Here is a 25,442-nt window from a genome sequence, read left to right on the forward strand (position 1 = left end):
GGGTTAAACAAAGAGTTCAGGGAAATAAAGAAAGAGACCTGGAGCCTATAGCTTACGGAAAGACCTGGGATGTGACGAAAATCATTAGATTTGTACAACAGTTGTCTCAACTAACAAGTCACCATACCTAAGAATACCAATACTTTCTGATATTTTCGTTCACCATTAAGCAGCGTAGCGAAAATCAAGCCAATTATTCCTCTTCGATTGCCCCTCGAGAAGGATTTATATGGATAAAAATGGGCGAAACGGAATAAAACCTCGTTCTAGCCGAATAAACGAGTCGCGAAGCCGATTAAATCTTTTTCAATCCTAAATAAACAGAAAAACCAGTACCTGTAAAAAAAGGTATCGGATTTCTTTTGGTTTTATTCAATTATTAATAGTAGGAAAGCGAGAAAGGATCGCCAAGATAACAGGGTATGAAACGTGATTGACCGATAAACACCTCAATTTGATCGAAAAAATATTTTACTATTTAGCTATTAAGATATGAATGCTCGATTTTCACTTTCAACAACGAGATCCTTTGTGAAAAAAGGATTTTCTTCAATGTATAAGAAGGGTTTAGACTAGTTTTCTTCCCAGGCATGCTACCCTACAAGTGATTGTGGTCGCATCCTTGATAACTTAAAGATTTCAAATTTGGATGACAATAGAATGGACATCGACTGCCAGAAATTAAGTAAGTGGTAAAGATACGGCCGCAAATTTTGTGGAATTGTCTAGTGGTCCTTTGCGAAATAGGCTAGATAATCACTCAATAGGATTCATTTCCTAAAGGATAAACGACTTATTAGGGAGAATACGTGCTTTTTCGACATATTTCCCGGGAAATATGACAAATCTTGATTCTCTTTATGTGACTGGTTAATGTTGATGGAATGGCTCGAAGACGAAGAAAGTCTTGATTTATGATCCACCAATATACATTCATACTCATTAAATCCAGAAATATAGAAGATCTGAAAATAAAAATTTTGCTGGACAGGTTGTTGTTTTTAATTCTGAGGGTAGATGATATAAGTATTGATGTATAATGAATACATATGAATGTGCGAGGGATTATTAAATGGATAAACGGCCAATCGTAGAGGCGATGCAACGTTTTTACAAAAAGCAAAATACTTCGTTTCATGTACCAGGGCATAAGCATGGGGCATTGTCTGAATTGCCACGTGCGTTCAAAGATGTAATGAAGTTTGATTATACGGAGCTCGAAGGTCTAGATGATTATCATCATCCTGAGGGCGTCATAGAAGAAGCGCAAAAATTATTGGCAATAGCATATGAAGCAACACATAGTTATTTTCTGGTGAATGGTACGACTGTTGGGAACTTAGCGATGGTCTATGCAACGTGTCGAGAAGGGGACCGAGTTTTGGTTCAACGAAATGCGCATAAGTCAATTTTTCACGCTCTTGAGTTGGTTGGTGCAGATCCTGTGTTTTTAACTCCAGAATGGGATGAGAAAACTCACACATCAACCCATGTTAGCTTGGCTACAGTCGCGGCGGCAATTGAACATTATCCACATGCCCAAGCCATTATACTAACGCATCCAACATACTATGGTGTTACTAATTCCGTAATGGGGGAAGCCATTAGTTTAGCGCATTCTCATGGAATACCAGTACTGGTTGACGAAGCTCATGGAGCGCATTTTATAGCAACAGCGGATTTCCCAATATCTGCGCTTGAGATGGGTGCAGATGTTGTTGTACAATCTGCTCATAAAACACTTCCAGCTATGACGATGGGTTCTTATTTACATATTCAATCAAATCGTGTTTCTCATGATAAAGTGAATCGCTATTTGCGAATGCTTCAATCTAGTAGTCCATCTTATTTGATACTAGCATCACTAGATGATGCTAGGCATTATATTGGGACGTATGCACATGAAGATCATCAGTTATTTTCTACTACTCGTAAACTATTTGTGGATAGTTTAAAAACCATACATTCTCTAGAAGTAGTTGAAGTGGATGATCCATTAAAATTGATTTTGCGGGTTCATCAATATACAGGTTACAGGTTGCAAAAACAATTAGAGCTTCAAGGTATTTACGTGGAATTAGCAGATCCAGAGCAAGTCCTTTTGATATTGCCGTTGTTAAAGGCGAGACATCAGTTTCCATTTGCCGAAATAAGAATGAAGATTAAGACTGCTGTAGAAAAATGTGCAAAACAACAAAGAGACAAAGTAGATATCGATTATTCACACGATTTATATGCTCTATCAACTTTAGCTGTTTCCTATAAAGAATTACAGGGAACAGAAAATGAATGGATATTATATACAAAGGCGACTGGACGAGTTTGTGCAGGAATGGTCATTCCATATCCGCCAGGCATTCCATTATTCGTTCGTGGGGAGAGAATTACAACAAGTAAACTGGAAATGCTCGCGGATTATTTAGCGAGTGGCGCTATAATTCAAGGAGAACATGATTTGAGCCGAAAACAGTTACTGGTTTTGAAGGAGGCAAAAGTATGAATAATCAAGGATTTTTTATTACGATTGAAGGACCAGAAGGAGCAGGAAAGACAACGGTTTTAAGTGATGTTGTTTCACAATTAACTGCCCAAGGATACAATATCGTTTCAACACGCGAGCCCGGTGGAATTCGCATTTCAGAACACATCCGTGAAGTGATTTTAAATAATGACTACACTGAGATGGATGGGCGAACTGAAGCACTATTGTATGCAGCCGCGAGACGTCAACACTTAGTTGAAAAGATTGCTCCAGCACTAAATGATAATAAAATTGTTTTATGTGATCGCTTTATTGATGCATCTCTTGCATACCAAGGACATGCACGCGGTCTAGGAATAGATGAAGTTCTTTCGATTAATGAATTTGCGATAGGGAAATTAATGCCGGACTTGACATTATTGTTTGATTTAGAGCCATCGATTGGTCTAAAAAGGATTGCTAAACATGATGAAAGGGAAAAGAATAGAATGGATGCTGAAAGTTTAGCCTTTCATGAATTGGTTAGAGAGGGATATCAAGAAGTAGTTAAACGCTATCCAAATCGCATTCACGTAATAGATGCATCAAAATCGCAAAAAGAAGTAACGAGTGACGTAATGGATGTTATGAAAAAATCTCTTGAATCACGCATGAATTGATTGACCATTTCATGTTATAATATTAGGAAGAACTTCCGGAAAAGGGGATGAGCTGATGAAACTTATCGTGGCTGTTGTCCAAGATCAAGATAGTAGCCGTTTATCTAGTGCACTCACGAAAGCTGACTTTCGTGCAACCAAATTAGCAAGTACTGGTGGTTTTTTACGTTCAGGTAATACAACTTTTTTAATCGGTACAGATGATGAGTTAGTATCTAATGCACTTGATTTAATACGTGATAATTGTCGTTCGCGGGAGCAAATGATAGCTCCTGTATCTCCAATGGGTGGTAATGCGGACTCATATATTCCTTATCCAGTAGAAGTTGAAGTTGGTGGGGCAACAATATTTGTGCTTCCAATTGAACAGTTTCATCATTTTTAAAAAAAGCTCTGAAAATAATCTTTGCATGAATAAATTTATGCAAACATACACGAAAAACCCGTGTTTGCCGGATGTCCGGAGCACGGGTTTTTTTAAAAGAAGAGGTGAGCAGCGAATTGAGTGAAAACCTATCAGATGTAATAAAACTACAACCTGTTATTACGAAACAACTTCAAATGGTTTTCCAAAAAAATCGAGTTGCTCACGCATATCTTTTTGAGGGAGCGAGAGGAACTGGCAAATTAGCTGTGATGCGATCTTTTGTTAAATTACTGCTGTGTGAACAACCTATTGAAAATGTTTCATGTGAAACATGCCGAGGCTGTAGAAGATTTGAATCTGGTAATCATCCAAATCTTATTCAAATTGAGCCAGACGGTCAAGATATAAAAAAAGATCAAATGTTACAACTGATTTTTGAGATGAATAAAACGGCGCTTGAAGCTGGCCGTAAAATATATGTACTCCATCGGGCAGATCGATTAAACATTTCAGCTGCGAACACTTTACTGAAATTTTTAGAAGAGCCTGAAGGACTGGTCACTGCTTTTTTATTAACGGAAAAGCCATATGCGATATTATCGACAATACGATCGCGTTGTCAAATTATTTCTTTTCCATCAATTCCTTATGAAGAACGCGTTAAAGTGTTGGTAGATCAAGGTCTCACAGCATCTATGGCGGCAACCGTTTCCATGTTAACGAATGATTTAGAAGAATCTTTACGGTTGGCAAAGGATGACCAGTTTGCACAGGTTCGAAAAACAGTGTTAAAATTGGTAGAGGCAGTTGAAACAAATGTACATGAAGCCATGTTAACGGTTCATGAAGATTGGCTACCTTTGTTAAAAGAAAAAGAAGACACAGAACAAGCATTGGATTTACTTTTATTCGCATACCGCGATTTAGTAGCAGTTAAGGCTAATAGTAATACATTATTTACGTATCCGGATTTCTTGCCATTTTATCAGCAACATGCACATCACTGTAGTTATGAGCACTTGTCGAATAAAATTGAGGCCATATTAAAAGCGAAGCAACAATTGCATCGTAATATGAATCGGACGCTTTTAATGGAACAATTAATGTTAAATATGCAGGAGGGATTTTCGTTTGTATAATGTTGTAGGTGTCCGCTTCAAGAAAGCGGGTAAAATATATTATTTTGATCCAGCTGATTTTCCGTTAGAAAAGAGTCAGTATGTTATTGTTGAAACAGCAAGAGGGATAGAATACGGGAAAGTCGTAGTTCCCATTAAGCAAGTTGAAGAACACGATGTGGTGTTGCCCCTTAAACATGTCGTGCGTCTAGCTGATGAACGTGATCGTTATCAAGTGGATGAAAACCAAGCGGAGTCGCAACATGCGTTTGAACTTGGAACAGAAAAGATTATTGAACACACATTAGAAATGAAGCTAGTGAATGTAGAGTATACATTTGATCGCAATAAAATCATCTTTTATTTCACAGCTGAAGGTCGCGTGGACTTCCGTGACTTGGTAAAAGACTTGGCTTCGGTCTTTAGAACACGAATTGAGTTACGTCAAATTGGAGTTCGAGATGAAGCGAAAATGCTTGGTGGGATCGGGCCTTGTGGACGTATGCTATGTTGTTCTACATTTTTAGGCGATTTCGAACCTGTATCGATTAAAATGGCGAAAGATCAAAATCTGTCTCTAAATCCATCGAAGATTTCAGGTTTATGTGGACGTTTAATGTGCTGTTTAAAATACGAAAATGACGAGTATGAAGCCTCTAAATTGTTAATGCCAGACATGGGCGCTCGTATTTCTACACCAGAAGGAAAAGGTAAAGTAATTGGAATTAATTTATTAGAACGCGTGATGCAAGTTGAAATAGCTGAGCAACAACGTGTGCTAGAATATACATTAGAAGAAATTCAACAATATGAAGAAAACCAAGTGTAACGGACTGAACAATGGGGTGATTTACGTGAAAGATCGTAATTTTTTGGAAACGGTCATGGAATTTGAACAGCAATTAGAATCATTGCAAGGGCAGTTCCATGCACTTAAAGAGTTCGTGGCATTTATGATGGAAGAACATCAGTCTTTGCAACAAGAGAATTCCCACCTTAGAAAGCGTTTGGATGAAATTCATGCAGCGGAAGAAGCTGTCTTAAAGCAGTCTGAGCTAAATGCAAAAAAAGTAAAAGTAAGCCGTCTTGATATTGGAGAGGGTTACGATAATTTAGCTCGATTATATCAAGAAGGTTTCCATGTGTGCCATGTGCATTTTGGAAGTTCACGTAAAGGTGAAGATTGTTTATTTTGTCTTTCCTTTTTAAATAAACAAAACGGGTGATGAAAGACTGATTCCACTGTAAGTAAGTGGATGTCGGTCTTTTGTTATGTTGGAGGATTCAACAAATGGAAATACATTTACAAGAGGATGAACGATTAGATTATTTGCTGGCAGAGGAGCTTCGCATCATTCAAAGTCCATCTGTTTTTTCTTTTTCTCTAGATGCGGTATTACTGGCTAAATTTACTTATGTTCCCATTAAAAAAGGGGCTATTGTTGATTTATGTTCAGGAAATGGAGTCATCCCATTATTTTTAAGTGCACGTACAAAGGCGAAAATTATCGGTGTTGAATTGCAACATCGACTAGCTGATATGGCAATACGAAGTGTGGAGTATAATCAATTACAAGACCAAATTACCATTCTTGAAGGCGATGTAAAAACAATTCCAAAACAACTAGGCTTTGAAAAATTTGATGTGGTTACGTGCAATCCTCCTTATTTTCCTGCACATGAAGCCAGTGATAAAAACTTGAAAGAGCATTTAGCAATTGCTCGTCATGAACTCTATTTAACATTAGATGAAGCGGTTCAATCTGCAAGTCAATTGCTTAAACAAGGTGGAAAAGCGGCATTTGTTCATAGACCTGGACGTTTGTTAGATATTGTGACAGCGATGAGAGCGAATCGACTGGAACCGAAACGTATTCGTTTTGTGTATCCGAAAGAAGGAAAAGAAGCGAATACCCTGTTAATAGAAGGAATAAAAGATGGCAAACCTGATTTAAAGATTCTTCCGCCGTTATTTGTGTACGATGAACAAGGAGAATACACTGAAGAAGTAAGAGAGATGCTTTATGGAAAAAACTAATGAACATACCTTTTATGTGTTGGAATGTCTGGACGGATCGTATTATGCCGGTTATACGAATGATTTGAGTAAACGTGTGAGTGTCCATAACAATGGGAAAGGCGCAAAATATACACGAGCACGACGTCCGGTGTGTTGTATTTATCAAGAAGTTCATGAAACTAAACAACTTGCTATGAAAGCGGAATATGCATTTAAGCAGTTAAATAAGAAGAATAAAATAGAGTATATTTCTAAAGGAATAAGAGGTGAACAATTATGAACGCACAAAAAAGTTTTTCAGATCAGTTAACAACTGGTATTTTATATTTAGTGGCGACACCTATTGGAAATTTAGAGGATATGACAATACGCGCGATACGTATAATGAAAGAAGCTGACTATATTGCTGCTGAAGATACACGCAATACGAAGAAGTTGTGTAACTACTTTGAAATTGACACCCACCTCATCAGTTACCATGAACATAACTTAGAATATGGTGGGGACAAGCTTCTAGAGCTTCTGCGAAATGGAAAGAATATTGCCCTCGTCAGTGATGCTGGATTACCGTGCATCTCAGATCCAGGTGCTGATATTGTAGCAAAAGCAGTAGCAGAAAACTTATCAGTCGTGCCAATACCTGGTGCTAATGCTGCGTTAAGTGCATTGATCGCATCTGGTCTTTCAACGTTGTCATTTACGTTTTATGGCTTTCTGCCAAGACAAAAGAAAGATAGAAAAGCTGCACTTGAAGCGATTCAATATCAGAAAGAAACTATGCTCTTTTACGAAGCACCTCATCGTTTAAAAGATACTTTGAAGGATGCGCAATTAATACTGGGCTCAACTCGAAAAGTTGTGTTGGCAAGAGAAGTGACCAAGAAGTTTGAGGAATTTGTAAGAGGTACTTTAGAAGAAGCTGTAGCATGGGCGGAGAATGAACAAGTTAGAGGAGAATTTGTATTAGTCATTGATGGCTCTACTGAAGAAAATCCATTGATTAGTGAAAAATGGTGGATGGATTTATCAATTATTGAGCATGTTGAATATGTGATTGAAAATCAATCACTCTCTTCAAAAGAGGCTATTAAAGTTGTTGCTAAAGAACGAGAACTACCAAAGCGAGATGTATATCAAGAATTTCATATACAAGAATAAAAAAATGGAGTGACAATTTGTCACTCCTGTTTTAAAATAATTTATTTGTTTTTGTTTGTTTGAATTTCTTTTACTAACAAATCTGCGCCTTCTGGGCTTAAGATAAGTTTTCCGCCAACTAAACGGAAGTTATCATCTGATACTTCACCTGTAACAACACAAGTCATGTTTGGTAAATATTTTTTTAGGATGATTTTATCTTCATCCACGTAAATTTCTAATGCGTCTTTTTCTGCGATACTTAAAGTACGACGAAGTTCTATTGGAATAACTACGCGACCTAATTCATCAACTTTACGTACGATACCTGTAGATTTCATGGATAGTACCCCTCTCGAATTATAAATGTAATTCGTCAAATTTCGACATCTCGTGCTTGTCTGTTATTAATCATACCAACTACTGCCATATACGTCAATAATTAATCTGACCAATAAAAAGTATTTTTGTTAAAAAAATGATATTTTATAGTTATTTTATTATGTTTTTGATTCTAATTTTTCCTTATGTCTATAAGTTGGCATTAATAAAATGTAAATGGGTTTTAATTAACAAAAATTATCATTCGACATTTTTCGTGTATTTAATATCATTGTAACCAAAGAAAGACTCAGATAGAATAGAACTACTACTTTATTGGTACGAACGAAAGGGCGAATTTAAGTGAAAAATCAAAAGAAATCATTTTATATTACGACTCCCATATATTACCCAAGTGGGAAATTTCACATTGGAACCGCTTATACAACCGTAGCTTCAGACGTGATGGCTCGTTACAAACGTTTACGTGGATATGATGTTCATTTTTTAACAGGAATGGATGAGCATGGTCAAAAAATACAAGAAAAAGCCCAAGAAGCGGGAAAAGATCCGCAAACCTATGTAAATGAAATTGCAGAAGACGCCAAAAAAGTTTGGGAATTGATGGACATTTCATATGACGATTTTATTTGTACTACTGAAAAACGTCATAAAGATGCTGTCGAAAAAATTTTCCAACTATTTTTAGATAACGGAGATATTTACAAAGGAGAATACGAAGGCTGGTACTGTACGCCATGTGAATCGTTTTATACGGACAAACAATTAGATAATGGTAATTGTCCAGACTGTGGGCGCCCAGTACATAAAGTCAAAGAGGAGTCTTATTTCTTCAATATGAAAAAGTATGCAGATCGCTTACTGAAATATTATGAAGATAATGTTGAATTCATTGAGCCTGAGTCTAGAAAAAATGAAATGATTAACAACTTTATTAAACCAGGATTAGAAGATTTGTCTGTGTCTCGAACTTCATTTGATTGGGGAATTCGTGTACCTGGTGATGCAAAACATGTCATATACGTATGGGTTGACGCTTTATCCAATTACATTACAGCACTTGGATATAAATCAGAAGATGAATCATTATTTAATAAGTATTGGCCTGCAGATGTACATGTTGTCGGGAAAGACATTGTCAGGTTCCATACGATATACTGGCCAATTTTCTTAATGGCATTAAAATTACCGCTACCTAAAAAAGTCTTTGCACACGGATTTATTATGATGAAAGACGGTAAAATGTCTAAATCTAAAGGGAATGTTGTAACACCGGAACTATTAGTTAATCGCTACGGCTTAGATGCTACTCGCTATTTCTTATTGCGTGAGTTGCCCTTTGGTGCAGATGGCGTATTTTCACCGGAAGCCTTTGTGGAACGTACAAACTTTGACTTAGCAAATGACTTAGGTAACTTATTGAATCGGACTGTTTCGATGATCAATAAGTATTTTGATGGAATTATTCCAACACAACATAACGAGGCAACAGAATTTGATGCCACATTACACGCACATGCGAAAGATGTAAAAGAAAAGTATGAAGCCAATATGGAAAAAATGCAGTTTAGCATCGTATTGAGCGACTTATGGTCACTCGTTTCACGCACCAATAAATACATTGATGAAACACAACCATGGGTTTTAGCTAAAGAAGATTCAGATAAACCAAAACTCGGATCGGTTATGTGGAACTTGTCAGAAAGCCTTCGTCAAATTGCTGTGTATCTACAACCGTTTATGACAAACGCTCCCAAGCAAATTGCGAAGCAGCTTGGCTTATCTACAGATTCATTGACTTGGGATTCATTAGAACAGTGGTCAAGTATTCCGATTGGAACAAAAGTGATTGAAAAAGGCGTACCAATTTTCCCGAGATTGGAAGTTGAAACTGAAATATCATATATTCAAGAACAAATGCGTGGACCTGTAAAAACAGAAGATCTTGAAACAGTAAAAGAAGAGACACCAGAAATTCCAGAAATTACAATAGACGATTTCTTAAATATAGATTTGCGTGTAGCGACCGTGGTTGCCTGTGAAAAAATGCCTAAAGCGGATAAATTATTGAAGCTACAAGTAGATTTAGGATATGAGCAACGTCAAGTTATATCAGGGATTGCTAAAAACTATAGTCCAGAAGAATTAGTCGGTCAAAAAGTAATTGTTGTAGCTAACTTAAAACCTGTAAAACTGCGTGGGGAAATGTCTCAAGGGATGATTCTTGCAGGAGAGCAAGGTGGATATTTAACGCTTGCAACCGTTGATAAGAAACTTGAGAACGGTGCGAAAGTAAAATAAAGGTTTGTCCCAAGAGTCTGTTCAGCAATTGCTGAGCAGGCTCTTTACTTGTTTGAGGGAACCGTAACATGCTATTCTTTTCAAGTCTAAGCCAAAAGTATTGATTTAAGATGAATGTTTTTCCATAAAAATTCAATAGTAAGGGCAATATAGTCCGGATGACTTGAAAAAAACATGGCTTTGTAATCAATTTGAAATGTAAGTGAGATGTAAGTAATAGTAAAAAGAATTAAAATAAAGATTATGTGAGGCGAATATTCATGTTTATAGATACACATGTCCATTTAAATGCAGATCAATATGATGAAGACCTACAAGAAGTAATTAATCGAGCGCTTGAAGCAAAAGTAAATCACATGGTGGTTATCGGATTTGATCGTAAAACGATTAACCGAGCGATTTACTTAGCTGAACAATATGATTTTATATATGCAGTAGTAGGATGGCATCCAGTTGATGCTATTGATTGTACAAATGAAGATTTACAGTGGATTGAAGATCTAGCTGCACACCCAAAAGTTGTAGCAATCGGTGAAACTGGACTGGATTATCATTGGGATAAATCTCCTCATGATGTCCAACAAGAATTATTTAGAAAGCAAATTCGTTTAGCACAAAAAGTTAATTTACCTATTGTCATTCACAACCGAGATGCTACTGATGATGTTATTCGGATTCTGCAAGAAGAACATGCAGAGAAAACTGGTGGGGTGATGCATTGCTTTGGCGGAAGTGTTGAAACTGCAAAAATTTGTATAGATTTGAATTTCATGATTTCACTCGGAGGTCCTGTAACATTTAAAAATGCTAAAAAACCAAAAGAAGTAGCTACCGAAATTCCATTAGAGTATTTAATGATTGAGACAGATGCACCGTATTTAGCACCACATCCACACCGTGGAAAACGTAATGAACCAGCCCTTGTTACCTTAGTAGCGGAAGAAATTGCTCGTTTGAAGAATATTACTATTGAAGATGTTGCAAAAGCAACCACTGAAAATGCCGTAAAATTTTACAAACTCCCAATATAAAGTAATAGATAACCCCAATAATTAGAAATTATAAGTTTTGCATCATCAGAATAGTTCGACAAATTTTAAGTGATTGACAGACATTTTCTAAGTCTATATAATCACACAAGTAACGAGGAGGTGTTTTTCGTGTCAAATAATTCCATGAAAAACCTGTTTACCAAACCATTGAGGAATAAACAAATTGGATTAGCTCTAGTTGTCGTTATCTTGTTCGTATCGGTTATATCAACCGTTCTATTTATAGGAACGAAAAGCACTGTCGCCTTGACGGTTAATGGCAAACAACAAGAAATTCAAACACGTGCAGATACAGTTGGAGACTTGTTGAGTGAACAAAAAATTCAAGTTTCCAAAGCAGATTTAGTGTCACCCTCAGTGAACACGACGATAGAAGATGGTCTTTCGATCGAGTGGAAACAGGCAAAAAAAATATCGATTACACTTAATGGTGATAATCAAGAAATTTACACAAATGCAGAAACAGTTGGAGACTTGTTTAGTGAACAAAACATACAAGTTTATGAGGCTGATAGAGTATCACCTTCATTGAATACGTCTATAGAAGATGGACTTTCAGTAGAGTGGGAGCAAGCGAAGGAAATTACGATTATCGTTGATGGGGAAAAACAAACAATCAAAACAACGGATGATCAAGTAAGTGAAGTTTTAGCTAAAGCAAAGATAAAAGTTTCTGAGAATGATAAGGTATTACCTGGTTTAGATGCCAAGATAGGCTCTGATGCAAAGATTACGCTTGAAAAAGCATTTCATGTAACACTCGTAAATGGTGTTGATAAGAAAAAAGTATGGTCCACTTCAACTACTGTCGCTGACTTTTTAAAACAACAAGAGATTCATATAAATGAATTTGATCGTGTCGAACAAAGAATGGATGATCTTGTGAATCCAAACGATGTTATACAAGTGGTTCGTGTAGAAAAGGTCACCGATGTAGTGGAAGCAGCAACAGATTTTGCTGTGGAAACCCGTAAAGATAAGAACTTGTTAAAAGGCAAAGAAAAAGTTGTACAAGAAGGTAAAAAAGGTTTAACTAAACAAACGTTTGAAATAATTTCTGAAAATGGCAAACAAGTTTCACGTATCTTAAAAAACGAAGAAGTAGTAAAAGACTCTGCTAAGAAAGTTGTATCTGTTGGAACGAAAGTTGTAACGGCGAGTGTTTCTCGAGGAACAACTTCTCAGGCATCCAATACTTCACCATCTGGAGGAAAAGAATTCTACGTGTCTTCAACGGCATACACAGCTTTTTGTAATGGGTGTTCAGGAGTTACTGCTACTGGTATTGACCTTCGTTCAAATCCAGGATTAAAAGTAATTGCGGTTGATCCAAGTGTTATTCCTCTTGGTTCTAAAGTTTGGGTAGAAGGCTACGGTTATGCGATTGCTGGAGATACTGGCGGAGCGATTAAAGGAATGAAGATTGACTTGTTTATGGCAGACAAAAATCAAGCGCTTGGATATGGTCGTAAACAAATTAAAATTAAAGTGATTAACTAATTAAAACTAAGCTTTCCTGAACGACTAGGGAAAGCTTTTTGTCGTTACATAAGATTCAAGAAAAAATTTTGCGAAGTCAAAGTTGTTGTAAATCGTTGAGCTAGAGTGGGCTTCTCCGCTTTTCGGTATACATATTAAAGTGGCGCAAGTAAAATGGTCACAGAACCATATGAAATGAGGCATTGAATCGTGTTTATTGAAGAGGTTATAGTGGTGGAAGGTAAAGATGATACGACAGCTATTAAACGTGCTGTACGAGCAGATACTATTGAAACGAATGGATCCGCCATTTCGTCAGAAACTATTAGCCGAATCCAGCATGCACAAACTAAAAGAGGTGTTATCGTTTTTACGGACCCTGACTATCCTGGACGACGCATTCGTGCCATTATAGAAGAAAATGTTCAAGGAGTTAAGCACGCATTTTTATCAAAAGAAAAAACTATTGCGAAAAACGGGAAAAGTCTCGGTATTGAACACGCGGCAGATGAAGATATCCGCTCGGCACTCCAAAATGTTTATACACCTCGAAATCCATTAAATCAAATTGAAGAAATTCCACTTCACATATTGATGAAAGAGAGATTGATTGGTCACCCTGACTCAAGAATGCGTCGTAATCGTCTCGGTGAATTATTACAAATTGGTTATACTAATGGAAAACAGCTTCAAAAAAGATTATCAATGTTTCAAATTGAAATCGAGCAACTTGAAAAAGCTTTAGCACAATTGGATCAGGAGGACTTACATGTATAAAGATATTGCAACCCCAAAACGTACACAAGAAATATTAAAGAAATATGGTTTTTCAATTAAAAAAAGTCTTGGACAAAATTTTTTAATTGACCCTAATATTCTTCAGAACATCGTTAGTCATGCGAATTTAACGAAAGAGTCAGCAGTTATTGAAATTGGGCCTGGAATTGGTGCGTTGACTGAACATTTAGCTCGAAAAGCGGGCCAAGTTGTAGCTGTTGAAATTGATCAACGTCTTTTACCCGTTCTAGAGGATACACTTTCACCATACGATAACATAGAGATAATTCATTCAGATATATTAAAAACTAATGTTGAAGATGTGATACAGGAGAAATTAGCTGGCTATAAAGATATCATGGTTGTTGCAAACTTGCCTTATTATGTAACAACTCCTATTTTAATTAAATTATTAATGGAAAAGCTTCCAATTCGAGGAATGGTTGTCATGATGCAAAAAGAAGTGGCAGATCGTATCACAGCCTCACCAAGCACAAAAGCATATGGTTCATTATCTATTGCCATCCAATATTATATGAAGGCTGAAATTGCCATGACAGTTCCTAGAACAGTGTTTATTCCACAACCTAATGTTGATTCTGCTGTAATTAAATTAACTCGTCATGAGACTTCACCAGTAGATGTGGTAGACGAGGATTTTTTGTTCAAGGTTTCTCGCTCTTCTTTTGCACAACGCAGAAAAACAATATTAAATAATTTACAATCACAACTGCCACTCGGTAAAGAAAAGAAAGAGTTAATTTTAGCTGCCCTTGCAGAAGCAAACGTAGACCCAACTCGCCGAGGTGAAACACTATCGATTCAAGAGTTTGGAAATTTAGCAAATATCCTTCTTCCGAATTTCAAAGATTCGTCACTTTAATAACAAAATAAGTACAATTCAGATAAAAATTGCAGGTTAATTTTAATAAATTGATTGACAAGTACTTTTGTTCATTGTTAAAATAATATATTGGTTGACAAATATTTGTTTATATAGTACACTTATAATTAAGTGGGGTGTAAGCGAAATGCCAAAAACTTTAGCAGATATTAAAAAGTCTTTAGATTGTCATTTAGGTAAACGTTTGCAATTAAAAGCAAACGGTGGTCGTAAGAAAACGATTGAACGAGCTGGGATTTTACGTGAAACGTATCATGCTGTGTTCGTAGTAGATCTTGATCAGGACGAGAACGCTTTTGAGCGTGTGTCTTACAGCTACACAGATATATTAACTGAAGCAGTAGAAATTACAATTGTTGACGGAATGCAAGAACTTGTAGTCGTCAAATAATATTTTGCACTTATGTACTTATTTAATAAAGCACTCACGGATTTTATTTTCCGTGAGTGCTTTTTTGTTTTTAGTACATACTATTTTTGTTGGTCCTTAAGAGGAGGAAAAAACATGTCACGTAAACGTGTAATGTCAGATCGTCTAAAAGAGGAAATTGCGAAAGAACTTGGATTTTACGAAGTCGTTGAGCGTGACGGTTGGGGAGCCATTAAATCTCGTGATGCAGGTAATATGGTTAAGCGGGCAGTTGAGATGGCACAAACCGGATTAATGAACGGACAAAATCACTACAAGAAGTAGCTAAATTCTTGAACGACGAGCAATCGCAGGAGCACGTTCTTTTATTTTTGCATAGTAACTGCGTAAATTCTTATGAGGCTGACAAGGCGGAGAAATCCGCCTTTTTTTCAAAATTATTATTTGTAAAAAATCAATTTTATTACATATTATTTTTATAAGTCCTTCAAGCTAAGTTAGTGGGAATTTCAAATACCAACAGTAAAACACAATGTTTTACTGTTGGTATAACTTGGCCTATTGCACTTTTCAAATGTTCTTTCCTTCATCAACAGCTGTGGTAAAATAGGTAACAGCAATAAACTGATAAAGGAGGTTATCTAATGCTTTATGTGAAGGCACCCGCAAAAATCAATCTGATACTGGATGTGTTACATAAACGTCCAGACGGTTACCATGAAGTGGAAATGATTATGACGACGGTTGATTTAGCAGATCGTATTGGATTAGAACCACGCACTGATGGTCAAATTCGCATTATTTCAGCAGATCGCTATGTGCCAGACGACCACAGAAACTTAGCCTATCAAGCAGCGAAGTTATTAAAAGATACATATAGAATTAAACAAGGCGTGTCTATTACATTAGAGAAAAAGATTCCTGTTGCCGCTGGACTTGCTGGTGGAAGTAGTGATGCAGCCGCCACTTTGCGGGGGTTAAATGATTTGTGGAATTTAAAGTTAACGTTGAATCAATTAGCAGAGCATGGTGCTAAAATCGGCTCAGATGTGTCATTTTGTGTCTATGGAGGAACTGCTCTTGCCACTGGTAGAGGAGAAATAATTCAAGAATTACCTGCCCCACCAAACTGTTGGATTATTTTAGCGAAACCATCGATTGGAGTTTCGACGGCTGATGTATATGGTAGCTTAAAGATAAATGAAGTCATTCATCAGAATTCTAAAGATATGATTCGGGCTATTTACGAGAAAGATTATGAATTAATGTGTGAGTCTATGGGAAATGCTTTAGAGGCTGTGACATTGAAGTTGCATCCGGAAGTATCGATGATTAAAGAGCAAATGATGAAATTTGGAGCGGATGCGGTATTAATGAGTGGAAGTGGTCCAACCGTATTCGGGCTAGTCCAACACGAGTCTAGAGTGAACCGAATCTATAATGGCTTACGCGGCTTTTGTGACGAGGTTTATGCAGTAAGATTGTTGGGAGATCGGGATTCACTTGCCTAAAACCGTATATTTGTTTAAACTTACGAATAAATCATTCGTGTTTAGGAGTGTGACCCATGAAATGGAAACGCAGTGAGCGTCTTGTTGATATGACGCATTATTTGTTAAACCATCCACAAAAGTTAATTTCATTAACGTTGTTTGCAGATATGTACCAATCTGCAAAATCCTCAATAAGTGAAGATTTAACCATTGTAAAAGAAACGTTTGAAGAAAAAGGAATCGGTTTATTAGTAACTGTTCCTGGTGCAGCAGGCGGGGTTAAATATATGCCGAGAATGAATGATGAAGCCGTTCGTGAAGTGATTCAAGACTTTATAGAAGAGCTCTCTCACTCAGACCGCTTGCTACCGGGTGGTTATTTATATATGACAGATCTACTTGGCAACCCTGAAATGATGAACCGTGTAGGGAAAGTTTTTGCATCCGCGTTTGCGAAACAACCGATTGATGTCATTATGACGGTGGCGACAAAAGGTATTCCGATTGCGCATGCAATTGCACGTCACTTAAATGTGCCAGTCGTAGTCGTTAGACGCGATAGCAAAGTTACAGAAGGATCTACTGTTAGCATCAATTATGTGTCTGGATCATCACGTCGTATCCAAACGATGGTATTGTCTAAACGAAGTATGAAGAGTGGTCAACGCGTGCTTATTACAGATGACTTTATGAAAGTCGGAGGCACAATGAATGGCATGAAAAATTTACTTGAAGAATTTAATTGTCAATTAGCGGGTGTAGCTGTGTTAGTTGAAACAGAACATCCTGGTGAACAATTAATTGAGAATTATTTATCCCTTGTTAAGTTGAAGGAAGTAAATGAAAAAAATCGCACGATTGCATTAACTGAAGGTAATTATTTTTCGAAAGGTGGAAAAGAGCAATGAAAGCAGTATCGACAACGAAAGCCGCAGCGGCAATTGGTCCATATGTTCAAGGTATGATCGTAAATGGCATGTTTTACAGTTCGGGTCAAATTCCATTAACAGCTGAAGGAAACATGGTAGAAGGTTCAATTACAGAACAAACACACCAAGTATTTGCGAACTTAAAAGCTGTATTAGAAGAGGCGGGATCTTCACTTCAACAAGTTGTGAAGACAACAGTATTTATTAAAAACATGAATGACTTTGCTGTATTTAATGAAATTTATGGTCAACATTTTGGTGAACATAAACCAGCACGATCGACGGTGGAAGTCGCACGATTACCTAAAGATGCGCAAGTTGAAATAGAAGTCATAGCGATTGTAGGTTAAATAGTAAAGTAAGAAACCATCGAGACACCACTTGATGGTTTCTTTTTATGCCAGCGTTTCTATTATTTTGCACGACTACTAAGGTCCCGTAGCGTATGGGCATACTGCATCATAACCTCGCACTTCTCTATTTCCTTCAGTCAATCTTGAGGCTGTTGCGCATCCGAAACTTTCACGGGCACAGTTCATTGAATTTGGTTTACTAGAGAATAGGCACTTACTAAATAGAACAAGCGGCCGAAGATGCAATTTCGGCAGCTTCTTACTTTTTTTATAGTATTCGATTCCTCAAAAGCAGGTTTCTCCCCACTGTAACGTGCCTCAAATCGCCAAAAAATTCTTTTCTATTATCGAACGGTAACTCAGTTGTAATTATTGGTGGTCACGTAGTAATTATGGAAGGTGACGTTGTAAATATAGACTCCCACGTTGTAAAAATCGCACTTCACGTTGTAATAGTGATATTTTGGAAGTTCGTAGTCGGAGTTAATTTTAAATTAATTAACTCAACAACCTTATTTTTTGTGAATGCTTATATCATTCGAATATACATAGAGTTAGCTGAATTTAAGTTCAAAACAGTTATAAATAACGGAAGTCTAATAGACGAAAAAAGTGCCGAACGTCATTTTTTCTATTTTTTAATATTTAAAATTATTAATAAATTCCAAAAAAAGGAGGAGAAATAATATAAATGTAGAATATAGTTGTCAGAGTCTGTAAGACATCTAAGAAGAAAGGTGGTGAAAGGAATGGAAGTAACTGATGTTAGATTACGTCGAGTACAAACCGATGGTCGTATGCGTGCTATAGCTTCCATTACACTAGACAGCGAGTTTGTCGTGCATGACATTCGTGTTATTGATGGAAATGCAGGACTTTTTGTGGCTATGCCTAGTAAGCGAACACCTGATGGAGAATTTCGTGATATAGCCCATCCCATTAATTCGGGAACGCGCACGAAGCTCCAAGAAGCTGTATTACTCGCCTATCATGAGTCGAGTGAAGAAGATATGATTACTTATGAAGAAGCGAGTGTTTAATTGAAAACTGTGGAAGCTTGTCATGTTACATGATGGGTTTCTTTTTTTATTTTCCAGAAAAACACATTGGCACTCGCCAATCCGACACGAGTGTTGTATAAATTAAGATAGAAACATATCTTACTAAAAAAGAGGGTGTACTGAGTGAATTTTTTAACAAAATTTAGTTTGAAGAATGCAACAGCAGTATTCATTATTTCATTCTTACTCATTGTGCTTGGACTTTATTCCTTTAGTCGATTAAAAATTGACTTGTTACCAAACATTGAGTTTCCGCAATTATCGGTGCAAGTAGTATACCCAGGAGCGTCACCTGAAGATGTAGACGAACTCGTCATTACTCCGATTGAAGAACAGTTAAAAGGAATCGAAGGGGCCACTGAAATTCAGAGCGTATCCTATGAAACAATAGGAATTATTAATTTGCAGTTTCCTTTTGATACGGATTTAGATCGTGCAGAACAACAGACTGAAACAGCCATTCGTGGAATTGAATTACCAGAAGGCGCGGAAACGGAAATTAGCCGTTTATCATTTGGATCGTTTCCCATCTTCAATATTTCTCTTTTTGGCAAAGACCAAGATAATATAGAAGAACTGTTGAATAAAGAAGTCATCCCTGAGTTAAATAAAATTCCTGGCATTAATTCTGTCTCGGTTGGTGGTTTAAAAGAAGAGAATTTACAAATTACTGTAAATAATGAAAAAGCAACCGCAGCTGGACTATCTCTAAGCCAAATAAAACAACAAATTGATCAAAAAATCTTTTCATTCCCTGCTGGAACTGTGAATGATAATGATATTAATATACCGGTACGCGTGGAAGAAAAGCTCGAGTCGATTGAAAAATTAAAATCACTTAAACTTACATCTTCATTTAATTCACAAGCGCCACCGGTTGAACTAAAAGATATTGCGACAATTGAAGAAGTATCTAAACAAAGTGAAATCACTCGTTATAACCAAGAAAACGCATTGTCGATGGCGGTCACGAAAAAGCAAGATGCCAACACCGTGGAAGTTGCAAACCGCGTAATCAGTGTTTTAAATAGTTATGATGACCGCTTAGACTACGCAGTTGGTTTCGATTCTGCCGCAGGAATAGAAAAATCAGTGGAAACATTAGTGAAGGAAGGTTTGCTTGGTGCTCTGTTTGCGTCACTTGCAGTATTAATCTTTTTACGAAATTTCCGTGCAACGATTATCGCGATTATTTCCATTCCTTTATCATTGTTGATTGCAGCTATTTTCTTAGCTCAACTAGATATTAGCTTGAACATTATGACGCTCGGTGGGATGGCCGTTGCTGTTGGGCGAGTAGTTGATGATAGTATTGTGGTGATTGAAAATATATTCCGGCGTTTACGAAAAACAAATGAGCCAATGTCAAATGAATTAGTCATAGCATCTACAAAAGAAATATTACGTGCAATTACAGCATCAACCTTAACGACAATTGTGGTGTTTTTGCCGATTGGTTTTGTAAGCGGGATTACAGGTGAGTTCTTCTTGCCGTTTGCATTAACTGTCATTTTCTCGCTAGCTGCTTCATTAGTGGTTGCGGTAACAATTGTACCGATATTAGCAAGGTTTGCTTTTAAGAAAGTGAAACAAGAAGAAAAAGAAGATGCGATGCAACGTTTTTATGAACGTGTCATTTTATGGTCTTTAAATCGCAAAGTAGTCATCTTGGTATTGTCTGTAATTCTTCTTGGGGGCTCGTTTGCGCTTGTTCCGGGGTTAGGGTTTACGTTTATTCCAGATGAAGAAACAAAACTCGTTCAAGCAAGTGTAGAGCTACCCTCATCTACATCACTAGAACGCACGAACGAAGTATCTCTTGAAGTAGAAAAATTATTTGCTGAATTAGAAGATATTAAAGATGTAACAACTGCAGTGGGTTCTCGTGACTTTGCAACAGGAATAAAACTTGAAAATAGAGCTGGATATATTTTGACATTGAATGAAAATGTAGATGTATCTAATTTTGTGAAGTCGGTATTACAAGATATGGACAATATTGTAGCTGACGTTTCTCCCGATGCAACAATTTCGGTATCGGAGCTTTCTACTGGTGGTCCTCCATCAAATAACAATGTCTCAGTCGATTTATTTGCAAGTGATCTAGAAGCATTGTCAAAAGCCGCTTCGGATGTAGAAGCATATATGAATACCGTGGATTCACTAAAATATGTGTCTAATAATTTTACTGAAAAGCAGAAACAAGTGGTTGTGCAAATTGATTCAGATAAAGCAAATGACTTTAGCGTGTCTGGTTTTCAGCTACTTGGTACCATTTCTGACCAAACAAAACCTGTTTCTGTCGGCAAGTTAGCGCTTGATGACATTGATCGTTCCGTTCAATTGTCTTATGACGAAGGGTTATCTAGTATCGATGAAATAAGAACACTGACAATTTTTACTGCTAACGGACCTGTTGAAGTACAAGATATTGCGACGATTGAAGAAATTGATTCCGTTACAACGATTCAAAAACTAGATGGGAAAGTATTTGCTCGTATCCAAGCACAAATTGATGCGGACAATATACAAAAAGTATCAACTGAAGTAAAGAATGGTGTTATAGCGAACGTAGACTTACCGGATGGGGTAAGTTTAGAAAGTGGTGGGGGTAGTGATGATACGGTCGAGATTTTCCAACAACTCGGACTCGCCATTGCTAGTGCAATTGGACTCGTGTACTTAACTATGCTCATTACATTCGGGCAAGCACGTATTCCGTTCATAATATTGTCATCTCTTATTTTCGTACCGATTGGTGCATTAATCGGTTTAGTAATTGCACGCGAACCATTATCTGTTAGTGTAATGATTGGATTCTTAATGTTAATTGGAATTGTTACGACAAATGCCATTGTTCTGGTGGACCGCATTAACCAAAATAGAAATGACAAAGGAATGCTCATTCGAGAATCACTTGTCGAAGCGGGCAAAACGCGATTACGTCCAATCTTAATGACGGCGTTTGCAACAATTGCTGCGCTTATTCCCTTGGCTCTAACTACTTCTTCAGGAACGTTGATTTCAAAAGGATTAGCGGTAACTGTAATTGGTGGTTTAACGTCATCTACTTTACTAACATTGGTTATCATTCCAGTGATGTACGAAATCTTTTATTCACGTCAAGTAAAACGAGAAAAACGAGCAAATTAATAAATTAAGGACTTCCACCATTTGGTGTGAAGTCCTTTTAATATAAAAAATGCATAATGTTAAATGATTTGTCACCATTTTGTCAAGCGGGATTTCCTTGAATTACGAGTGTATTTGGTCTATAGTCAAAAGAGGTAGAATGACCATATTGGAGGACTTACTAAATGACACATACATACGCAGTGGTTTTAGCTGCAGGTCAAGGTACACGCATGAAGTCCAAATTGTATAAAGTATTGCACCCGGTTTGCGGCAAACCAATGGTTGAACATGTTGTAGATCATATTCAAGAAATTGGAGCCGAACGGATTGTGACAATTGTTGGACACGGTGCTGAAAAAGTACAAGATCAACTCGGGAGTCGCAGTGAATATGCACTTCAAGCACAACAACTCGGAACAGCACACGCTGTATTACAAGCGGATGAAGCGCTAGGGAAGTTAACTGGGACAACCCTTGTTATTTGTGGTGACACGCCACTAATTCGTCCGGAAACGATGAAAGCATTACTTGCACATCATCAAGAAACTTCGGCTAAGGCGACGATTCTTACTGGAATTCCTGAAGATCCTACAGGGTACGGTCGTATTCTTCGTGATTCTAAAGGGTATGTTGAACGCATTGTGGAGCAAAAAGATGCATCGACCGATGAACTACAAGTAAGAGAAATAAACTCTGGCACATATTGCTTTGATAATGAAGCTTTGTTTGCGGCATTAAAGCTTGTCAAAAATGATAACTCACAAGGTGAGTACTATTTGCCAGATGTAATTGAAATTATAAAAAATCAAGGCGACATCGTTTCTGCTTATGCAACAGATGATTTTGAGGAGACGCTTGGTGTTAACGATCGTATAGCACTTTCGCAAGCTGAAACACTAATGCGCAAGTTAATCGCCAAAAAACATATGAAAAACGGTGTAACAATTATCAATCCAACAAATACTTATATTAGTGCTGACGCTGTTATCGGTTCTGATACAGTGTTGCAGCCAGGTGTTATTATTGAAGGCGCTAGTGAAATTGGTGAAGATTGTTTGATTGGTCCAAATAGTCATATTAAAGACAGCAAAATTGGGCATCGTACAACCGTTCATTCTTCAGTTGTTACTCAAAGTGTTATTGGAGAAGATACAGCAGTTGGTCCGTTCGCTCACATTCGTCCACATTCAGAGATTGGCAATGATGCGAAAATAGGGAATTTTGTTGAAATTAAGAAAACGAAATTAGGTCATCATTCGAAAGTATCGCATTTAAGTTATATTGGCGACGCTGAAGTTGGAGAACGTGTAAATATTGGTTGTGGCGTGATTACCGTAAATTACGATGGCAAGAATAAATTCATAACGACGATTGAGGACGATTCCTTTGTAGGGTGTAATTCAAACTTAATGGCACCTGTTACAATTGGCCAAGGTGCATATGTAGCAGCTGGATCAACCATAACAAAAAATGTACCAGCACAAGCTTTGTCAATTGGTCGTGTTCGTCAAGAGAACAAAGAAGGATACGTTAATAAACTAAACTTAAAATAACAGGAGGACAACATGCCTAACCAATACGCAAATACCAAATTAAAAATATTTTCATTAAACTCGAATGAATCACTTGCAAGAGAATTAGCGGAAGAGGTTGGAGTCCCACTTGGGAAAATTTCTGTAACGCGTTTTAGCGATGGTGAAGTACGAATCAACATCGAAGAGAGTATTCGCGGGTGTGACGTGTTCATCATTCAATCAACGTCTGCTCCTGTTAACGAAAATTTAATGGAATTATTAATTATGGTAGATGCTGTTAAACGTGCGTCTGCTCGTACTGTAAACGTTGTTCTTCCTTACTATGGTTATGCTCGTCAAGACCGTAAAGCACGCGCTCGTGAACCAATTACAGCGAAACTAGTGGCTAACTTACTTGAAACTGCTGGTGCAACTCGTGCCATCGTGTTAGATTTACATGCACCTCAAATTCAAGGATTCTTTGATATTTTAATTGATCACTTAATCGCGGTGCCAATTTTGTCGGATTATTTCTTGCAGAAAAAAATAGACCCTGCTGACATTGTAATTGTTTCTCCTGATCACGGGGGAGTTACCCGTGCACGTAAAATGGCGGAGCGTTTAAAAGGTTCAATTGCAATCATCGATAAACGTCGACCACGTGCTAACGTATCAGAGGTTATGAATATCATCGGAAACGTAGATGGTAAAGTAGCCATTATAATTGACGATATTATTGATACTGCAGGTACAATTACGATTGCAGCAAACGCGCTCTTAGAAAGTGGTGCAAAAGAAGTGTATGCATGCTGTACGCATCCTGTATTATCAGGACCCGCAATTGAACGTATCAACAACTCAGTCATTAAAGAGTTAGTAATTACGAACTCAATTGAATTGCCTGAAGAAAAAAATTCTCCTAAAATCACACAATTATCAGTTGCACCGCTTTTAGCAGATGCAATTGTACGAGTTTTTGAAGAAAAATCAGTTAGCACTTTATTTGATTGATGGTATAATGGTATTTATGTTTCATTTGGTGAGAATTGGGTAAACATAAAAACAGAATAAATGACATGGAGAGTGAAATAGATGACTACAACAGTAAAAACACATGTACGCGAAAAAGGTCAACATTCTAATTTAACAAAATTACGCAATGAAGGTTTTGTACCTGCAGTAGTTTATGGTTTTAAAACAGAGGCTACTTCAATTGCGGTACACGAAGTGGATTTATTAAAAACACTACGTGAAGTTGGTCGCAACGGCGTTATGAAATTAGATCTTGCTGGAAAATTAGTTAATGTTGTATTAAGTGACTACCAAATGAACGTATTAAAAGGTAATGTTGTTCACGCTGATTTCTTAGCAATTAACATGAGCGATGAATTAGAAGTAAGTGTAACAGTTGTAACAACTGGTGATTCAATTGGCGTAAGTCAAGGCGGCGTCTTGAACCATCCAAACCTTGAATTAACAATTAAAGTAAAACCTTCAGCAATTCCAGATTCAATTGAAATAGATGTTACTGATCTTGAAATTGGTGATATCTTAAGAGTTGGCGATATGCGTGAAAAATGTGAATTCAATATCTTAAACGATGATGATTTTGCACTAGTATCAGTTTCAGCACCACGTACTGATGAAGAACTAGAAACTACAGCTGACGAACCAGCAGTAGTGGCAGAAGAAGTTAGCGAAGAAGATACTGAAACAAAAAAATAATTTTTTGAAAAAAGGGATTGTCATTTGACAGTCCTATTTTTTTATGCCAAAAAAGTATAAGATTCTGAGCAATAACTTCGTACTGGGAGTTGTTATGTCTAGCGCCAAGCGCCAGCTCACACCTCAGCTTGGTCCATAAGGGCGTTGCAAAAGCTCTTGACAATGTATTGGACGAGTAACCGCAGGAGCACATGTTTTTTACGCCGCCTTCCGCTTCAATCAAG

26 protein-coding genes are annotated in these 25,442 nt (G+C 37.2%); 24 read left to right on the forward strand and 2 right to left on the reverse strand.

Annotated elements, in window-relative coordinates; translation table 11 throughout:
* Positions 1 to 1,072 precede the first annotated feature (1,072 nt).
* The 9 genes from C406_RS0108790 (at position 1,073) to rsmI (ending at position 7,804) form a co-directional block, all read left to right on the forward strand.
* Positions 1,073 to 2,500 (forward strand): aminotransferase class I/II-fold pyridoxal phosphate-dependent enzyme, encoded by a 1,428-nt coding sequence (locus C406_RS0108790; protein WP_017380239.1) that lies wholly within the window; start codon positions 1,073 to 1,075, stop codon positions 2,498 to 2,500.
* Positions 2,497 to 3,141, forward strand: a complete 645-nt coding sequence (tmk, locus tag C406_RS0108795; protein ID WP_017380240.1) for a dTMP kinase — start codon at positions 2,497 to 2,499, stop codon at positions 3,139 to 3,141. The genes C406_RS0108790 and tmk overlap by 4 nt, the downstream gene beginning before the upstream one ends.
* A gap of 55 nt (positions 3,142 to 3,196) precedes the next feature.
* A complete protein-coding gene (locus C406_RS0108800; RefSeq protein ID WP_017380241.1) occupies positions 3,197 to 3,526 on the forward strand; it encodes a cyclic-di-AMP receptor in 330 nt (109 codons plus the stop codon).
* A gap of 116 nt (positions 3,527 to 3,642) precedes the next feature.
* Positions 3,643 to 4,647 carry a DNA polymerase III subunit delta' gene (gene holB / locus C406_RS0108805; protein WP_017380242.1) on the forward strand — a complete coding sequence of 335 codons (1,005 nt, stop codon included), beginning with the start codon at positions 3,643 to 3,645 and terminating at the stop codon, positions 4,645 to 4,647.
* Positions 4,640 to 5,455: a PSP1 domain-containing protein gene (locus C406_RS0108810; RefSeq protein WP_017380243.1), complete on the forward strand. Its 816-nt coding sequence runs from the start codon at positions 4,640 to 4,642 to the stop codon at positions 5,453 to 5,455. Before holB ends, C406_RS0108810 begins: the two co-directional genes overlap by 8 nt.
* Positions 5,456 to 5,480: 25 nt before the next feature.
* Positions 5,481 to 5,852 (forward strand): DNA replication initiation control protein YabA, encoded by a 372-nt coding sequence (gene yabA, locus C406_RS0108815; protein WP_017380244.1) that lies wholly within the window; start codon positions 5,481 to 5,483, stop codon positions 5,850 to 5,852.
* A 65-nt stretch (positions 5,853 to 5,917) separates the two neighbouring features.
* Positions 5,918 to 6,664: a tRNA1(Val) (adenine(37)-N6)-methyltransferase gene (locus tag C406_RS0108820; protein ID WP_017380245.1), complete on the forward strand. Its 747-nt coding sequence runs from the start codon at positions 5,918 to 5,920 to the stop codon at positions 6,662 to 6,664.
* Positions 6,651 to 6,926: a GIY-YIG nuclease family protein gene (locus C406_RS0108825; protein ID WP_017380246.1), complete on the forward strand. Its 276-nt coding sequence runs from the start codon at positions 6,651 to 6,653 to the stop codon at positions 6,924 to 6,926. Before C406_RS0108820 ends, C406_RS0108825 begins: the two co-directional genes overlap by 14 nt.
* On the forward strand, positions 6,923 to 7,804 hold the full coding sequence (rsmI, locus tag C406_RS0108830) for a 16S rRNA (cytidine(1402)-2'-O)-methyltransferase (RefSeq protein WP_017380247.1): 882 nt from the start codon (positions 6,923 to 6,925) through the stop codon (positions 7,802 to 7,804). The genes C406_RS0108825 and rsmI overlap by 4 nt, the downstream gene beginning before the upstream one ends.
* A 41-nt stretch (positions 7,805 to 7,845) precedes the next feature.
* Here rsmI and C406_RS0108835 read toward each other — a convergent pair whose 3' ends face one another.
* Complete coding sequence (locus tag C406_RS0108835; protein ID WP_017380248.1) at positions 7,846 to 8,124, reverse strand: AbrB/MazE/SpoVT family DNA-binding domain-containing protein; 279 nt, start codon at positions 8,122 to 8,124, stop codon at positions 7,846 to 7,848.
* 343 nt (positions 8,125 to 8,467) lie between these two features.
* Here C406_RS0108835 and metG point away from each other — a divergent pair, with 343 nt between their 5' ends.
* The 15 genes from metG (at position 8,468) to C406_RS0108915 (ending at position 25,218) form a co-directional block, all read left to right on the forward strand.
* Positions 8,468 to 10,426 carry a methionine--tRNA ligase gene (gene metG, locus C406_RS0108840; RefSeq protein WP_017380249.1) on the forward strand — a complete coding sequence of 653 codons (1,959 nt, stop codon included), beginning with the start codon at positions 8,468 to 8,470 and terminating at the stop codon, positions 10,424 to 10,426.
* Positions 10,427 to 10,686: 260 nt separating this feature from the next.
* Entirely contained in the window at positions 10,687 to 11,457 is a 771-nt protein-coding gene (locus C406_RS0108845) for a TatD family hydrolase (RefSeq protein WP_017380250.1), read from the forward strand.
* A gap of 129 nt (positions 11,458 to 11,586) precedes the next feature.
* A complete protein-coding gene (locus tag C406_RS0108850) occupies positions 11,587 to 12,978 on the forward strand; it encodes a ubiquitin-like domain-containing protein (protein WP_017380251.1) in 1,392 nt (463 codons plus the stop codon).
* A gap of 189 nt (positions 12,979 to 13,167) precedes the next feature.
* Positions 13,168 to 13,734: a ribonuclease M5 gene (gene rnmV, locus C406_RS0108855; protein ID WP_017380252.1), complete on the forward strand. Its 567-nt coding sequence runs from the start codon at positions 13,168 to 13,170 to the stop codon at positions 13,732 to 13,734.
* Positions 13,727 to 14,617 (forward strand): 16S rRNA (adenine(1518)-N(6)/adenine(1519)-N(6))-dimethyltransferase RsmA, encoded by an 891-nt coding sequence (gene rsmA / locus C406_RS0108860; protein WP_017380253.1) that lies wholly within the window; start codon positions 13,727 to 13,729, stop codon positions 14,615 to 14,617. The genes rnmV and rsmA overlap by 8 nt, the downstream gene beginning before the upstream one ends.
* Positions 14,618 to 14,765: 148 nt before the next feature.
* Complete coding sequence (gene veg, locus C406_RS0108865) at positions 14,766 to 15,029, forward strand: biofilm formation stimulator Veg (protein ID WP_017380254.1); 264 nt, start codon at positions 14,766 to 14,768, stop codon at positions 15,027 to 15,029.
* Positions 15,030 to 15,143: 114 nt separating this feature from the next.
* Entirely contained in the window at positions 15,144 to 15,332 is a 189-nt protein-coding gene (locus C406_RS0108870; RefSeq protein WP_017380255.1) for a small, acid-soluble spore protein, alpha/beta type, read from the forward strand.
* Between the two features lie 320 nt (positions 15,333 to 15,652).
* The gene (gene ispE / locus C406_RS0108875) at positions 15,653 to 16,519 is read left to right on the forward strand and encodes a 4-(cytidine 5'-diphospho)-2-C-methyl-D-erythritol kinase (protein ID WP_017380256.1); all 867 of its coding nucleotides are present in this window, start codon (positions 15,653 to 15,655) and stop codon (positions 16,517 to 16,519) included.
* A 56-nt stretch (positions 16,520 to 16,575) separates the two neighbouring features.
* Complete coding sequence (gene purR / locus C406_RS0108880) at positions 16,576 to 17,409, forward strand: pur operon repressor (protein WP_017380257.1); 834 nt, start codon at positions 16,576 to 16,578, stop codon at positions 17,407 to 17,409.
* A complete protein-coding gene (locus C406_RS0108885; protein ID WP_017380258.1) occupies positions 17,406 to 17,780 on the forward strand; it encodes a RidA family protein in 375 nt (124 codons plus the stop codon). Before purR ends, C406_RS0108885 begins: the two co-directional genes overlap by 4 nt.
* Positions 17,781 to 18,532: 752 nt before the next feature.
* Positions 18,533 to 18,823 carry a septation regulator SpoVG gene (gene spoVG, locus C406_RS0108895; protein ID WP_017380260.1) on the forward strand — a complete coding sequence of 97 codons (291 nt, stop codon included), beginning with the start codon at positions 18,533 to 18,535 and terminating at the stop codon, positions 18,821 to 18,823.
* Positions 18,824 to 18,967: 144 nt separating this feature from the next.
* Positions 18,968 to 21,997: an efflux RND transporter permease subunit gene (locus C406_RS0108900; protein WP_017380261.1), complete on the forward strand. Its 3,030-nt coding sequence runs from the start codon at positions 18,968 to 18,970 to the stop codon at positions 21,995 to 21,997.
* A gap of 164 nt (positions 21,998 to 22,161) precedes the next feature.
* A complete protein-coding gene (glmU, locus tag C406_RS0108905) occupies positions 22,162 to 23,532 on the forward strand; it encodes a bifunctional UDP-N-acetylglucosamine diphosphorylase/glucosamine-1-phosphate N-acetyltransferase GlmU (RefSeq protein WP_017380262.1) in 1,371 nt (456 codons plus the stop codon).
* Between the two features lie 12 nt (positions 23,533 to 23,544).
* Complete coding sequence (locus C406_RS0108910) at positions 23,545 to 24,504, forward strand: ribose-phosphate diphosphokinase (protein WP_017380263.1); 960 nt, start codon at positions 23,545 to 23,547, stop codon at positions 24,502 to 24,504.
* 81 nt (positions 24,505 to 24,585) lie between these two features.
* Positions 24,586 to 25,218 carry a 50S ribosomal protein L25/general stress protein Ctc gene (locus C406_RS0108915; protein ID WP_017380264.1) on the forward strand — a complete coding sequence of 211 codons (633 nt, stop codon included), beginning with the start codon at positions 24,586 to 24,588 and terminating at the stop codon, positions 25,216 to 25,218.
* Here C406_RS0108915 and C406_RS21020 read toward each other — a convergent pair.
* The coding region (locus tag C406_RS21020; protein ID WP_237740533.1) for a hypothetical protein at positions 25,187 to 25,442 on the reverse strand (256 nt) is incomplete at its 5' end. The genes C406_RS0108915 and C406_RS21020 overlap by 32 nt on opposite strands.

Origin of the sequence: Paenisporosarcina sp. TG-14, from assembly GCF_000297555.1 — a bacterium.
Classification (GTDB): Bacteria; Bacillota; Bacilli; order Bacillales_A; family Planococcaceae; genus Paenisporosarcina; species Paenisporosarcina antarctica.